15 protein-coding genes are annotated in these 15,242 nt (G+C 37.8%); 3 read left to right on the top strand and 12 right to left on the bottom strand.

From position 1 onward, the window contains the following. Positions 1-14: 14 nt before the first annotated feature. The 4 genes from ACST15_RS07000 to ACST15_RS07015 form a co-directional block, all read right to left on the bottom strand. Positions 15-1,463, bottom strand: coding sequence for a complex I subunit 4 family protein (locus ACST15_RS07000; protein ID WP_459453954.1), 1,449 nt, complete (start codon positions 1,461-1,463; stop codon positions 15-17). Between the two features lie 22 nt (positions 1,464-1,485). After that, positions 1,486-3,366 carry an NADH-quinone oxidoreductase subunit L gene (gene nuoL, locus ACST15_RS07005; RefSeq protein ID WP_459453955.1) on the bottom strand — a complete coding sequence of 627 codons (1,881 nt, stop codon included), beginning with the start codon at positions 3,364-3,366 and terminating at the stop codon, positions 1,486-1,488. Between the two features lie 30 nt (positions 3,367-3,396). After that, positions 3,397-3,726 (bottom strand): NADH-quinone oxidoreductase subunit NuoK, encoded by a 330-nt coding sequence (gene nuoK, locus ACST15_RS07010; RefSeq protein ID WP_109324234.1) that lies wholly within the window; start codon positions 3,724-3,726, stop codon positions 3,397-3,399. Between the two features lie 105 nt (positions 3,727-3,831). Then, on the bottom strand, positions 3,832-4,641 hold the full coding sequence (locus tag ACST15_RS07015) for an exonuclease domain-containing protein (protein WP_459453956.1): 810 nt from the start codon (positions 4,639-4,641) through the stop codon (positions 3,832-3,834). Positions 4,642-4,694: 53 nt separating this feature from the next. Between ACST15_RS07015 and ACST15_RS07020 the strand changes: the two genes are divergently transcribed. Then, positions 4,695-5,402: a YjjG family noncanonical pyrimidine nucleotidase gene (locus tag ACST15_RS07020; protein ID WP_459453957.1), complete on the top strand. Its 708-nt coding sequence runs from the start codon at positions 4,695-4,697 to the stop codon at positions 5,400-5,402. On the opposite strand, the gene ACST15_RS07025 is transcribed toward ACST15_RS07020, so the two are convergent. From ACST15_RS07025 to ACST15_RS07045, 5 genes are read right to left on the bottom strand one after another with little or no spacing between them, the layout of a single operon-like run. After that, entirely contained in the window at positions 5,381-6,004 is a 624-nt protein-coding gene (locus tag ACST15_RS07025; RefSeq protein ID WP_459453958.1) for a hypothetical protein, read from the bottom strand. The two genes, ACST15_RS07020 and ACST15_RS07025, sit on opposite strands and share 22 nt — an antisense overlap. Before the next feature lie 8 nt (positions 6,005-6,012). Next, positions 6,013-6,315, bottom strand: coding sequence for a (2Fe-2S) ferredoxin domain-containing protein (locus tag ACST15_RS07030; protein ID WP_459453959.1), 303 nt, complete (start codon positions 6,313-6,315; stop codon positions 6,013-6,015). A gap of 5 nt (positions 6,316-6,320) precedes the next feature. Beyond that, positions 6,321-7,082, bottom strand: a complete 762-nt coding sequence (locus ACST15_RS07035; protein WP_459453960.1) for an exodeoxyribonuclease III — start codon at positions 7,080-7,082, stop codon at positions 6,321-6,323. Between the two features lie 3 nt (positions 7,083-7,085). Further along, entirely contained in the window at positions 7,086-7,451 is a 366-nt protein-coding gene (locus ACST15_RS07040; protein WP_459453961.1) for a hypothetical protein, read from the bottom strand. A gap of 17 nt (positions 7,452-7,468) precedes the next feature. Then, positions 7,469-8,083 carry a hypothetical protein gene (locus tag ACST15_RS07045; protein ID WP_459453962.1) on the bottom strand — a complete coding sequence of 205 codons (615 nt, stop codon included), beginning with the start codon at positions 8,081-8,083 and terminating at the stop codon, positions 7,469-7,471. A gap of 209 nt (positions 8,084-8,292) precedes the next feature. Between ACST15_RS07045 and ACST15_RS07050 the strand changes: the two genes are divergently transcribed. Then, on the top strand, positions 8,293-9,609 hold the full coding sequence (locus ACST15_RS07050) for a 4-hydroxy-3-methylbut-2-enyl diphosphate reductase (RefSeq protein ID WP_459453963.1): 1,317 nt from the start codon (positions 8,293-8,295) through the stop codon (positions 9,607-9,609). On the opposite strand, the gene ACST15_RS07055 is transcribed toward ACST15_RS07050, so the two are convergent. Then, positions 9,606-10,496 carry a fructosamine kinase family protein gene (locus tag ACST15_RS07055; RefSeq protein ID WP_459453964.1) on the bottom strand — a complete coding sequence of 297 codons (891 nt, stop codon included), beginning with the start codon at positions 10,494-10,496 and terminating at the stop codon, positions 9,606-9,608. The two genes, ACST15_RS07050 and ACST15_RS07055, sit on opposite strands and share 4 nt — an antisense overlap. Before the next feature lie 130 nt (positions 10,497-10,626). Here ACST15_RS07055 and ACST15_RS07060 point away from each other — a divergent pair, with 130 nt between their 5' ends. After that, entirely contained in the window at positions 10,627-13,920 is a 3,294-nt protein-coding gene (locus tag ACST15_RS07060; RefSeq protein WP_459453965.1) for an Asp23/Gls24 family envelope stress response protein, read from the top strand. A gap of 117 nt (positions 13,921-14,037) precedes the next feature. Here the strand turns inward: ACST15_RS07060 and ACST15_RS07065 are convergent, their stop codons facing one another. Beyond that, complete coding sequence (locus ACST15_RS07065) at positions 14,038-14,547, bottom strand: DUF2480 family protein (RefSeq protein WP_459453966.1); 510 nt, start codon at positions 14,545-14,547, stop codon at positions 14,038-14,040. After that, positions 14,547-15,242 carry a tRNA (adenosine(37)-N6)-threonylcarbamoyltransferase complex dimerization subunit type 1 TsaB gene (gene tsaB / locus ACST15_RS07070; RefSeq protein WP_459453967.1) on the bottom strand — a complete coding sequence of 232 codons (696 nt, stop codon included), beginning with the start codon at positions 15,240-15,242 and terminating at the stop codon, positions 14,547-14,549. Before tsaB ends, ACST15_RS07065 begins: the two co-directional genes overlap by 1 nt.

Here is a 15,242-nt window from a genome sequence, read left to right on the forward strand (position 1 = left end):
GTATTTTCGGGTTTCTATTTTAATATTGAAACCAAGGCCTGAACACCTGGTTCAGTAAAATTTAAAATCCATGTTGGGTGAACACCACCTATAATGACCAAGGCACAAAGCGGAATTAAAACCCATTTCTCCGCCGCACTTAAATCTTCAAAATCTTTTGTGATGCGAGAAAAGTTACCAAACATTGTCTTTTGAATCAGACGCAATGTATAAACAGCACCTAAAATAATGGTGATTCCTGCTACAATACCTATGATCATGTCATGATCAAATACGCTTTTCAAAAGTAAAAATTCTCCAATGAAACCATTGGTTAATGGTAAGGCTACTGACCCTAAACTTAGGATGACGAAGGCCACCGTCAATACATATGAGAATTGAGTGATACCGCCTAACTGAGCAATTTCCCTTGATTTTGTCCTTCTTTCGATAATTTCAATGATGAAGAACAAACCTACGATGTTAATACCGTGGGATAACATTTGATATAATGCTCCTTGAATACCTTCCACGCTTTGACTCAAAATACCAGCAGACATAAGACCAACGTGAGCAAAGGATGAGTAAGCCAATAAACGTTTGGCATCTTTTTGTTGAATCGCAATGATGGAGCCATAAATGATTCCGATCACAGAAAGGATGATAGCTGTATTACCCCATGTAATGATGCCCAAAGGGAACATGGGCAAAACCAAACGAATTAAACCATAGGTACCCATTTTTAACATGATTCCCGAAAGAAGCATGGTGGCCTGGGTCGGTGCTACCGTGTATGTGTCAGGTTGCCAGGTATGAAATGGGAAAATGGGCATTTTGATGGCAAAAGCAATAAAAAAGGCAAGAAATAAATTACCTTGAATATGCTCAGGCAGCATGGTGGCAGTTTGATACAAGGTTTCAATGTCAGATGAATGACTTCCCGGAGTAGCTAAATACACATAAATTAAGCCAATCAATAAAAATAAGGATCCAAATAAGGTGTAAACAAAGAATTTGAACGTGATCACATTTTTGTTTTCACCTCCATAAATGGCAGCCAAGAAATAAATGGGTAATAAAGAGGCTTCAAAGAAAAAGTAGAACAAAAAGGCATCTTTAGCCAAAAATGCTCCCATCAAGGCAGTTTGCATAGCAAGCATTAATCCTTGGTATTGTGTATTATTGGCCTTATCCGAATTGGCTGTAGTGGCCACAATGAAGGGTACCATCAGCGCGCAAAGACCTATTAAAATTCCATTCACACCGTCAACCCAAAGGGAGAAAGAAATGCCTGCTTCCTCTATCCAGGGTTTAGTGAAAACCAAACCATTTCCAGTTGCAGCGGCATCTTTCAATACTAAGATGGTTGCGACTAACTCAATGATAGATGCTGCCAGCGAGATAATGAATGCTTGTTTAGGCTTGGCTACCAAAAGAATGGCGCCTATCACAAGTGGGAAAAAAAGTATAAATAGTAAAGACATACCTTATTATTTCAAAGATGAATTATAATATTCGTGAGCGAAGTGTTAAAACTAGGATAAGCGCAATGGATACGACCATCATAAAAATATAGTAACCTACATTTCCAGTTTGGGCTCTTCTAATTTCATCAGACGCTGTTTTAACTGTTTTACCTACACCCTCCACGATTAAATCAATCACTAAGAAATCAATAACCTGGGCAAAGAAATTAGATAATACTTGGATAGGACGAACAAATAGGATATCGTACAACTCATCTATGTAAAATTTACGATAAATGATTTTCTGGATACCTTGAATGGATTCGTCATTTCCAGGTACAGCTTTTTGAATTCCAAAATAATAGATGGCTAACATAGCAGGCAGGAATGCGGCCAACAAGGGAGCACCCATTTCTAAACTAAAGAAAGATACTTCGCCAGCAGCATGAGGCTCAGGTAAAATGGGAGCTAACCAATGTGCTAAAAATTCATTTCCACCCGCAAAATGAGGTAAATTGATTAATCCTCCACCTACGGAAAATACTGCTAAAATGATTAATGGGAAAGTCATGCTCCAAGGTGACTCATGCAAATGATGCGCTTGCTTTTCTGTTCCTCTAAAGTCTCCCCAGAACGTCAAGATAAACACACGGAACATGTAGAAAGAAGTTAAGGCTGAACCTAATATGGCTAAGCACCACATCGCAAAATCATGGTGATATAAGGCAGCTAATATTTCATCTTTGGAAAAGAAACCTGCAAATGGAGGAATACCTGATATGGCAATTGTGCCTAGAAGAAAGGTAATGTAAGTGATAGGCATTTTACTTTTCAAGCCACCCATTTTACGAATATCTTGCTCATCTGACATGGCATGAATAACAGAACCAGCTCCTAAGAATAACAATGCCTTGAAAAAAGCATGTGTCATGACATGAAAGAAAGATGCAGTGTAAGCAGAGGCGCCTAAACCCATGAACATGTAACCTAATTGAGAAACGGTTGAATAGGCCAATACTTTTTTGATGTCATTTTGGAATAAACCAATCGCAGCTCCTAATAAAGCTGTGGCTAATCCTATCCAGCCTACAAAATGTAAAACTTCAGGGCTTAATTCAAATAAGGCATTAGCGCGAATCACCATATAAATACCTGCAGTCACCATTGTAGCCGCATGTATCAAGGCAGAAACAGGTGTTGGACCCGCCATGGCATCGGGTAGCCAAGTAAACAATGGGATTTGTGCGGATTTACCCATGGCACCAATAAATAAACAGAAAGCAATTAGGCCAATATTACCCACCTCAGTTCCGTCTTTTATGGTAGAGAAAATCGTTTGATAGTCGGTTGTGCCAAATTCTTGAATCAATAAAAATATACCTAGCAAAAAGCCTAAATCGCCTATTCTATTCATTATGAAGGCTTTTCTAGCGGCATCTCCATAACTATTCTTTTGATTCCAAAATCCGATTAATAGATAAGAACACAAACCTACCCCTTCCCAACCAATGAATAATACGGTGAAATTGGCACCTAAAACCAAAATCAACATGAAGAAGATAAAGAGATTTAAAAAGGAGAAAAATTTGCCAAAACCAGCATCATGTGCCATATAGCCCATGGAATACAGATGAATGAGTGTCCCTACTCCTGTAATCACTAATAACATCATGATGGATAAAGCATCGATTTGAAAAGCAAATGGAATGCTTAAATCAGCTACTTTAATCCAATCGGCTAATTGAATAATTTGTGTTTGACCATCAAAATTTAAAAATAGCTGAAGTGAAATTACAAATGCCACCAAAGGAGGGATGGTTCCCACGATTCCAGCGATTGATTTCGATAATTTCGGATAAGCCAAACCATTGATGGCAAAACCAATCAGTGGTAAAAGAGGAATTAATAGAAGTAATGACATAGTCGAATATGCGATGAAATTGTGCTGAAATTAATTTTTTAACTTATTAAGCACACCAATATCGATGCTTTGAATGTTACGATAAATCATAACGATAATCGCCAATCCTACCGCTACCTCAGCAGCAGCTACGGCCATAATAAAAAAGACAAAAATTTGTCCAGAAGGATCTGAATAATACGATGAAAATGCTGCCAGCAATAAATTTACGGCATTGAGCATCAATTCTATCGCCATAAATACGATGATGGCATTTCGGCGAGTAAGTACGCCTAATATTCCTATGCAAAATAATGCTGAACTCAGCATGATGTAATTTGTCAATGGAATGGTACGTATTATTTCTGGTATGGACTGCATGGTAAAAATGTAATGGTCAAATAAACAAATTGCCTATTCAAACGAATGCTTTTATGCGGGGCAAAAATAGGAAATAAACTGACAAAATAGAAATTATCTGGGGGTCTAACGCTGAAAACCTTTTAATTTAATTTCAGTTAATTTTCGTTTGGTATCCATCGGGAAATCACCTTTCATCATCCAATCATAATAGGAAGGATCGGTTTTCAAAACATCGGCAATGGGTCTTCCAATGTATTTGCCAAAGTTAAATACGGCTACTTGGTCTTTATTATACACCATTCGGTTCGCAAAATCAATGGAATTGGAAGCACTAAGCTGATGTAAAACAGCCACATCATTCTGAATCGGGTAATATTCATTTCCCTCCGCATCTTTCATCGCTGTATTTTCATAATGCTTTACTTGAGCATTTAATACTTCCAAAGTAGCTAGGACATCCGCTTCCGCACCGTGAGCACCGATCAAATCTTTTTGGCAATAAAACTTGTATGCTGCAGTTAAATTGCGCGGTTCCATCATGTGAAATATACGTTGCGCATCAACCAAACGGCGGTTTTTTGTATCAAAATCCACATCACTGCGTAGAAATTCCTCAACCAACATGGGTACATCAAACCGGTTAGAATTAAAACCAGCTAAGTCGCAGCCTTCTAAAAACTGCGCCATGGATTTAGCAATTTGCTTGAAATTGGGTTCGTCTTTGACATCCTCATCATAAATACCATGAACCAAAGAAGCTTCCAATGGAATGGGAATACCTGGATTTACACGTCTTGTTTTGATGTCAACCGTGCCATCTATGTTAGCTTTAGCTATGGAAATCTCCACGATTCGATCTTTTTGTACCTGTATTCCGGTTGTTTCTAAATCAAAGAAGGCAAGCGGTTTGGTTAATTTCAGTTGATGCTCCATAGTATATTGCTCATAAAGGCTTCGCAAAGGTAAATGATTATTACCTTTGTTGGATGATATTTCAGCCTAAAGCCATTTTTTTTGATTGGGACCATACGTTATGGGATCATGATCGAAATTCTCAAGAAGTAATTCTTGATTTAATTGAGGAATATGGTTTAAATAAACAAAGTCCCTTATCTGTTTCAGCTATTTGGGATACCTATCAAAAAATCAATACCGCCTTGTGGGACGACTACCAACAAGGCTTGATTTCTCAAAGTGAATTAAGAGAATCTCGTTTTTTGCGGTTTTTTGAAGCTATTGAGGTGCAAAGTCCATCGGAGGAGTTTTCGGAACAATTTTTATATAGAACGCCCCGTAAAACCCATTTGATGGATGGGGCCAAGGAATTAATCGAAGCATTATCTCCCCATTATCCTTTGTATATTTTAACGAATGGCTTCGAAGATATACAACATATTAAAGTTGCCTCTTCTGGTTTAGGTCATCATTTCAAGGAGTTAATTACCTCTCAAGGGGTAGGAGCCAAAAAGCCTGAAACGGCCTTTTTTGAACATGCACTTCAACGTGCGAACTGTTTAGCTCATGAAGCGCTGATGGTTGGAGATAATTGGCATGCCGACATTCACGGGGCCAATCAAGCAGGGATACCTGCTATCCATTATAATTTGGCGGATGCTTCCGAAGCCATTTGGCAAATCTCTGATTTAAAGCACGTAAAAAATCACTTGGAACTTTATTCGAACAGGGATAATTGATTGTCATTAGCCTTCCGGTCAAATATCTTTTTATCTCGAATGAATTTTTTGTTTTCTTCTAAAAAGGAAATAAAGCTCTCAATTTGCTGATATAATGGGTTGAAATCTACGGATTGCAATGGATACGATTCTACATAGACATCTTTGAAGTCGGTTATAACATAATCCAATTGCTCAATTCCGTATTTCTGAAGGCCTAATAAGTACAGATTTTGATGATTTTTGGCAAAACGTCCAGGTTCATAAAAGGATGTACTTTTTAAATCAAAGGCCGTTTTTTCTCCTACGCCATCGACATAACCATAAATCATGGCATTTTTATAACGAGATTCTACATAAAACTGAGTTTTATATTTGTTGGGTAATAACTCCCTCGCTTTGTCGATAACGCCTTCTTGAAATAATTCCTCTCCTTCTCCTAAGGTCACAGCTCTTTCAAAATCTACGCCTTTTTTTTGTGCAGCTGTTGTTGGTTTTTTAACCCGATTAATACGTTCAATCATCTCGATTTCATCAACAATGATCTTGCCGTTCCCATCTCGGGATTGATTTAAATATAATGCGTAAGAATTGAGTAGGGTAGGGTATAAACGATACAGCATAATGCAATTTATCCAATTTCAAGTCGAGATACAATCTCGTTTCCTAATAAGTGCTTTTCAGTAATTTCAGCTACGTCTTCTATTTGTACATTGCCATAAAATACCCCTTCTGGATATACGACCATGCTAGGACCTTTACCGCAGAAGTCTAAACATCCGGCTTTTTGGATTCTGATTTTTTTATCACTTCCCGATTCTGCCCATTTGGCTTTGAAGGCTTCTACTAAGGCCATGCCATGTTCTGAACTGCAACATTTTTTAGGGGCTGGTTTATCATTGGTGCAAATAAATACGTGTTTTTCGAAATGCATAGTTATTAATTTAAATGTATAACCACCGGACAGTGGTCTGAATGTTTTACTTCGGGTAATATTTGAGCATGCGAAATTCGATCTCGCAAGGATTCACTAACTAAATGATAATCAATACGCCAACCTAGATTTTTAGCTCTAGCTCCAGCTCGGTAACTCCACCAGCTATAATGGTGTGGTTCTTGGTTGATATGGCGAAAGGAATCTACAAATCCTGAATTAATAAAATTTTCCATCCATTCCCTTTCCTCCGGTAAAAATCCTGAACTATTGGCATTCGATTTCGGATTGTGGATGTCAATGGCCTTATGGCAAATATTATAGTCTCCTGATATAATAAGTTGAGGAATTTCAGTTTTTAGTTGATGGATGTATTGGTGAAAGTCGGCCAACCAAGTCATTTTAAAATCTTGTCTTTCTTCTCCACTGGAACCAGATGGCATGTAGACACTCATGATGGAAAATTCCTCAAAATCAGCTCTCAAAACTCGACCTTCGGCATCATATTTCTCAATACCACAACCTACTGTGACTTGTTTGGGAGGAATTTTAGACCAAATGGCAACTCCCGAATACCCTTTTTTTTGTGCAGAATGCCAAAATATTTGATATCCTAATGCTTCAATCTCCGATGTGTCTACCTGATCAATATCGGCTTTTAGTTCTTGCAAACAAATGACATCCGGGCTCTCAGCTTTCAGCCAATCAACAAAACCTTTTTGTATGGCTGCTCTAATTCCGTTTACATTGTAGGATATAATCTTCATAGGCTAGGCTTGTTCTGAACTAAATACTTCTGATTTGAAATACTGTATGATGTGAGCTTTGATAAGAATTTCCTGTTCCTTTAAAGGCATTTGAGGGACAGCCTGGACTAAATTCCAATGTGGCCAACCATCGGCATCTAAGCCTTCTAAGGTGTAAAATCCACTAAAACTTAAGACTTTGCAGGTAGCAATGTGCATTAAATCTTGTTTTTGTTCTTTGCTAAATGTGGCATGGCCCTTGCCCAATTCTTGTACGCCTATCAAAAAAAGGACGGAATCAACATCCGCTGGTCTTTTATTAAATTGGGTTTCGAGGAAATCAAGAATTTGATTCCATTCTGAAGTAACGATGCTTGGTTCAAAATCCATGGCTAAGCGAGGAACATTTAGTTCTGCAAAGCTACTTTGAATTTAGCAGATTCAAGCACTGCTTGCTGACCTTTTGGGTTATTGGCGATTAGAATTAACTCGCCTTCTATGTAATTCGATGTGATTTTGGTGATATTGACACGACCAACGCCATTCTTAACACCTTCTTTATTGGGTAAACTAGATTCAAAGAAATTATTTTTATCCTGGTAGTTATCCAAGTTTTTAATCAAGTTTCCAATGTTGGAAATTTCCCCATCTCCAGGAATAAAATACGTCCCAGGGCCTTTAACTTTGAAAATCTTCAGATAGACCGACTCCAAACTATTTTCTTGCGTACAAGTAAGAGTTAAAACAGGATTTCCCATTTCATTTTTTACTTGGGCCTCTACATTTTTTGTTTCAATTCGGTGATAATTTTCATCATCGAACACAATTTTACCTGCAAAATAGCCGGGTTCAACGGGTTTTTCAGAAAAGGAAGATTGGTAACTAAACATGAAGACCACGATTCCTAAACCTGCATACAAGATGTTGATAGGGTATTTCACGAATGACAAGATGAAGCCCCCAATAGGATTTTTATCAATATTCTGCCAAAATCGGACTTTCCATGAAGTAGATTTGTTCATACTTTTTTTGGCTTAACAGGTAGAAACAGGAATGTTGAGAAGAAAATCAGCTACAAAAATATTATAACTATACTGATTTGCCAAGATTTAGTTCAATAATTAACACAAGATTTATTAAGTGGTTATTTTTTTATTATTGGATAGAATTGTAAATCAATTGGTAAATTTGAAAACTGTTAATCAAATTATTAGTTATAAGGGTTGTGCAAATGAAAGAGGATCTTGATCAATCTGTCGTAAAATATCGGTTTATTAATGGGAGAACCGAAAAAAGAAATTTTAAAAAAATGAAGTCTTTTTCTATTCCTTCTTTATTTAAAAGTGAACTGATTAGTCGGATCAAAGAGGTGCGCCGTTTGGGAGATAAGCTAAAAAAGAATTTTCAACCTTCCATCCTTGATTTTGGGCCTGTCGAGATTTTACTTTCCCGTCATTTTGGATTTTGTTATGGGGTAGAAAATGCAGTAGAAACTGCCTACAAAATCATTGAAGATAATCCTCAGAAGCGTATTTTTCTGCTTTCGGAGATGATTCACAACCCAGCTGTCAATGCAGACCTATTGGAATTGGGGGTGAAATTTGTTCAAGATACCTACGGAAATCAATTGGTGCCATGGGATACCTTAACCAAGGATGATATTGTCATTATTCCAGCGTTTGGTACAACCTTGGAAGTTCATGCCATTTTAGATAAAATTGGTATAGATTTATATGCATACGATACCACTTGTCCATTCGTGGAAAAAGTGTGGAACAGAGCAAGTCAAATTGGACAAAATAAATATACCGTAATTGTGCATGGAAAGCCTAGCCATGAGGAAACTAAGGCTACTTTTTCCCATTCTCAGGTGGTTACTCCAACGCTTATTGTCAAAGATTTAGAACAAGCGAAACACCTTGCTTATTACATCCGTCAGGAAAAAACACCCCAAGAGTTTTATGAGGAGTTTGAAGGTCAGTATTCTCAAGGATTTGACCCACTTACTGATTTAACTCGAATTGGTGTGGTAAATCAAACGACCATGTTGGCGGTGGATACGCAGGAAATTGTAGAGTATCTAAAAGCGGAGATTATTCGTTTTCATCAATTGGAGCCACATCAAATTACCTCCCATTTTGCGGATACGCGAGATACCTTGTGTTATGCGACCAATGACAATCAAAGTGCTACTTATGGTTTAATCGCGGAAGAAGCTGATTTTGCGATCATTGCTGGAGGGTATAATTCTTCAAATACATCGCATTTAGTGGATTTATGCCAAGAAAAGTTACCGTCATATTTCATTAAATCAGCGGAAAAATTGATTTCAGAAAAAGAAATTCTTCATTTTGATAATAAAAAGAAAGAAGAGATTTTCATTCAAGGCTATATTCCTCAAAAAACCAAAGTAAGGGTTCTGTTAACTTGTGGAGCTTCTTGCCCAGATGCCGTTATAGAAGAAATTCTTCGAAAATTGGTATCTTTTTTCCCCGATGCACGGGATGTAGATGATGTGGTAGAAAACTGGGCTTTGACTCAGGTTTAGTTCAAATATGAATCTAAAATTTTATTGACAGCCGGAAGATATCCCTCTCCGAATAGGTTAACGTGTACCATTAATGGGTACAAATTATAAAGAGGTATCCGTTCGTGAAAGCCTTTAAGGATAGGAAATGACTCATGGTAGGCTTCGTAGAATTCTTTTTCAAATCCTCCAAACATGGTAGTGAAGGCTATTTCTGCTTCTCTTAAACCAAAGTAACAAGAAGGGTCCACCAAACTCACTAGTCCATCTTGGTTAACCATAGCATTGCCAGACCATAAATCTCCATGCAATAAGGCTGATTGCTCATTGGGAATAATGGATGGAATTTTATCATAAAGTTTTTCAAAAGCCTCCGTTATAGCACCATCAATTTTTCTATGATAGGCAGCGGTTTCTACTTGATATTTCAAACGATTTTGAATAAAAAATGAAACACCATCAGTATTCCAGCTATTCACTTGTTTGGCAGCACCAATGAAATTATCATAGTCTAAGCCATGCCCTTTAGTAGTATTTGTCTGATGTAATTGAGCTAACTTAATTCCAAAATCACTCCAATAATTTTCTTTTTTCTCGGCTGTTGGAATACATTCCATGACGAGGTATTCTTTTTCGTCCATTTGGCCCTCCCCCAAAACTTGAGGAACAGGAATGGTGCCTGTGGAGGCTATTAAGCTTAAATTTTTAGCCTCAGCTTGAAATAATCCTTGGTGGTCACCTTGGTTCCATTTGATGAAATATTCACCCTGAGCAACCTTGACACGAACTGCCAAATTGAAATTTCCTCCATAGAAAAATTGAAAATCCTCCATCTTGCCGATATCACCTAAATTTTGGCGGAGAATACTTTCAATAAATTGATACTGTTCTTGTGATTGTTGCGACATGTTGGAGTCAATATTCTTCAAAAATACCAAAATAGAAACTCATGGACAATTTTATTTTGTTCATCACATGAATGGTATGCGTGCGAAAATTTGTATTTTCAAGTTCTGACTAGCACTGATTACAAAACCCGTGTCCAATCCGCTTCAAATTCAATTACGAAAATACCACCAACAACTTTCGCGAAAGGAGTTGTGGAGAGCATTAATTCTGGCTGCTATTTGGATTTTGAGCTTAGCTATTTTCTTGATTTTGCTCGAATATGTAGCTTGGTTTTCTTCTACCATTAGGGGGATATTTTTGTATGCATTTTTTGTCGGATCTCTAGGTATTTTTCTGTTTTTTGTTCGAATACCCCTTTGGGATTTGTTTCGGCCTTTGGCTCAAAAAGATTACTATCGACTTGCCATAAGTTTGGGTCAATTTTTACCCAAGGAGCATGCTGATGCATTAATTAATGTCCTTCAGCTCCAAAACCAGGTACCCGATCATTCCATGGAATTGTGGCAGGCAGCAATTGAAGAAAAACAAGCCTTTTTGCAACAATATCGCTGGGAAGAATTCATTCAATTATCCGAGTTGAAGAAATCATTTTTCTTGTTTTTAGGACTTTTTGCCCTGTTGGGAATGGGGCAAATTACTTTCCCTAATTTATTTAGAAAGCCGAGTTTACGAATTTGGAACTACTCATTTCATTATCCGAAAGAATTACCTTTTGATTTTGTCCTGATTAATAAACCATTTCAAGCCGTTGCTGGTGAAAACACCGAATTTTTGGTGGAATTAAGAGGGAAAAATTTGCCGAGTGATTTGTTTTTACATTGGGATGGCGAGCGAATTCCTTTGAATCCTACGGAAAAGCCACATCAATTTAGAGGAGTTATTCCCCCAGTTCAAGTAGAAAAATGGTTTCAATTTGAGGCAGGAGGCTATTTTTCAGAGCCTCAGTTATTGCCTGTTGTTCATCGTCCAGGATTAAAAGAAATGACCATTCATTTGATTTATCCACCGTATTTAAAAAAGGCCAAAGAAACCATTCATCAGGCAATCCCATTAAAAATACCTGAAGGCACAAAGGTGACTTGGGAGATGACCTCTGAAAGTGCCCAAAATTTAGGCATACAATTTCAAAACCAAGCGAAAGTAGAGTGGGCTGAGCCTAATTTTTTAAAGACGATTTATCAATTAACCAAGACGATTAATCAAAATAGCAGCTATCAAATTGTTGCTCAGAATGCTCAAATGCCAATACAAAAAAGTGTCATGCAACCTATTGAGGTTATTTTTGACCAGAAACCTAGGCTAGAAACCCAATGGTTGGAAGATACACTGTATTACCGTTTTAGGGTGCTGAATGCATTGGTCGAGGATGATTATGCTTTAGGTCAAATGCGATTGTCATATCAAATAAAAAAGAAAGATGCGTCTAGCTTGTCTGCTAAAAAGGTGAAATGGATACCCATGCAATCAGGGGCTAAAAGATTGGAGGTAGAATACATTTGGCGCTTAGATTCATTGGGATTACAGCCAGGAGATCAGGTACAATATCGAGTAGAAGTGTCAGATCAAGATGGCCTTCATGGGCCTAAATGGACTCAAACCGGCTTACAGATTTGGGAATTTCCTGATGTAAAGCGACTGGAAAAGAAAATGGATCAGCAGGCGGATTTGGCCGAAAAGCAGGTATTAAATTCCTTGCAAAAAGCCCAAAATATGAAGCAAGAAATCAATGAACTGACCAAGCGAGTACAGCTGGGCAAAGAGGTTGATTTGAAAGCTTTACAAGAAGTCCTAGACAAAGAGACGGCATTAAAAAAGACCATAGAAGAGCTGAAAAAGATGCAAGAACAGTGGATGGGACAGCAAATGAGTTTTCAACAAGTGGACCCTGCTTGGATGAAAAAGATGGAAAATTTGCAGAAAATGATTTCTCAACTGTGGGATCCTGAAATGGAAAAACGCAGAGATGCACTTTTGAAAAATTGGGAAAAAGAGTCGGCTACTCTTTGGCAAAAACACTTGGATCAAATGCGGAACCAAGGGAAAAACATGGAGCGTGAATTGGAGCGTTTGCAACAATTCTATCAAGAATTAAAAGTGGAAAAGATGTTGGATGAATCTATTTCACGATGGAATGAATTAGCTAAAAAACAAGAGGCATTAAGTGAGAAAAACCAAGATAAAAACGAACAAGATTTAGCCAAGCAGCAAGAGGCACTAAATAAGGAGGTGGAAGAGGAAAGGAAAAAGTTGGATGAAATTGCCAAAGAAAAAAAGGAAATCCCTGGAGAACAAGATTTGGATAAGGAGGAGAAGCTGCAAGAGGAAATGGAAGAGAATTTAGAAAATGCCGAGGAGAATCTGAAGAATAAGCAGTCGAAGCAAGCCCAAACAAATCAGAAGAAAGCTGCGGAGAAAATGAAAAAATTGGCTAAAAAATTAGAAGAACAGCAGGAGCAGCAAGAATCCATGGAAGTGGCTTTGAATTTAGCACAGCTTCGGTTGTTGATGGAGGATTTATTACAACTTTCTTTTGATCAGGAGCGAATTATGAAGGCCTATAAAAAGATTCCTGCAGGCGATGTAGCGGTAAGACAAATAGCTCAAGAACAAAATAAATTGGGAGAGATGGCCCATATTTTGGAAGATAGTTTGATTTCATTAGGGAAAAAACTGATGCCTTTGTCCCAAACTATTACCAAGGAAACGGCCAACATGAAACAGAGGATGCAAGAAGCTTCCCGCATGATGAAAGAACGTAAGTGGGATATTGTTCCAGTAAGGCAGCAAGAAGCTATGGCCGCAACCAACCAATTAGCGGTTTTACTTTCCGATTTGTTACGGCAAGTACAAGACCAAGCGGCCCAAGCAAAATCGGGTAAAAAGGGTAAGTCCAAAGGAAATTCAAAAGGGAATTGGGGGCAAAGGCAACAGCAATTAAATCAAAAGGCAAGAAAAATGGGCTCACAGCCCATGATGATCACGAATGAGGAATTGATTAAAATGGCTGAGGAGCAAGCGCAGATCCGACAAGAAATGGAACAAAAGTTAAATGAATTACAAGGTCAGCCAGGAAATCAAGGATTACAAAAATCTTTATCGGATTTAATCAAAGATATGGACAAAAATGAATCAGATTTAGTGAATAAGCGCCTGAATAATTCATTCCAACAGCGACAAGATCAAATGCTCCCAAGGCTTATGGAAGCTGAAAAAGCCTTAAAAGAACAAGGTGAAGATCCCAAAAGAGAATCGAAGACGGCCTTACAAAAATGGAAAGAAAATCCTCCACCCAATTTAATTCCATTCCTCAAAAAACAAAAGGAGAATAGGGATCTATTCCAAAATGTGCCGGTAGACCTTTTACCATATTATCAACAAAAGGTATTGCAGTATATGGAGAAGATTAAGCAAAAATTAAAATAAGTTGCCTAACGCTGGCAAGGTTCCAAACCTTGACAGCGTTGTCAAAACGAATGAGATTTTGTTCTTATTGTCCAACAACTTGATAATCAAAATTTTGGTGTGAATTCCCGGTATTAGTTATTGTTTCTTCTTAAATAAAGGAACTGTACTACATGGTTCACCAAAGAATAAGCTTTTTACAATCGGTTGTAGTTTCTGGGAAATCTGCACATAAGCGTCCGTTGGAACGGATTCTTTGGAGCATCCTTTGATAACGACACGTGCTCCCTCTAAATCTTCTGTGGGCAATTCATCGATACATTGTTTGAACAATGTTTTTTCTAAATCTTCTAGGGTGCCGAAAACAATCGTTTTAGCATATGGACTCAAGTGAATGCTTAATAACATGAATGCCCAAGTAGGAATAATGGCATCATTACTGCATCCCACAGCTACATGTTTGTCTTGGTAAAAGGCCCAATCATGTTCTGCTAAAAAGCTTCGGAAGTCTTTTTCCTTTAATACGAGTTCCATGAATAACTGCGACTTAATGTCCAGAAATACTCGTTCTCCCGGAACACGCATTTCTTCCAAATCCAATTGAATTAGACCGCTTTGTTTTACTCGGTTAACAATTTCTTCTTCCATTATAATGCTTTGTTTCTAGGCTGTGTACCCATGAATTCTTTCAAATAATCGGGTTCAAGAATAACTAAATCTTGGAAGTTTTTGTTCAAAAATGCCTGATATGCCAACTTTCCCATATATTGTGCTTCAGGAAACATTGGATCAATTTCAAATTCAATATCGGGGTGCTGAGATATATTTCGCCATTTTTCAGCCCCATTACCGAAGGCAAGCAAAGGAGAACCTTGTAATTCCGCAAATGACTGTTCATCAAGAATGACAGCTTTGGAGGCTTGAATTTCTTCTAAATTTTCCCATTCATAACAAGCTGCATAAACCTCCATTCGGCGGGCATCTAGCATGGGCAAAAGTCTTACATGCGGCTGTTTCTTTTTAGACATTCTGAAACCTTCAGCCAATATTTTTAATGTAGGTAGTGCAATTAAGGGTAAATCTAAGCCAAAACATAATCCCTTGGCAGTTGCTAAACCGATGCGTAAGCCCGTATAGGATCCTGGCCCCACAGAAACGGCTAAACAAGATAATTGGGATAGGGTGAATCCATTTTCTTGTAGCAAAGATTCGATTAAGACAGTTAATTGCTTAGAATGCCCTCCCTCTTCTACAATTAATTTTTGAGCAATTAATTCCCCGTTTTGATGAATAGCAACAGAACAAGTTGGAGTGGAGGTTTCAATACTGAGAATCAAGTTCAT

The sequence above is a fragment of the Aquirufa sp. Wall-65K1 genome, assembly GCF_054558475.1.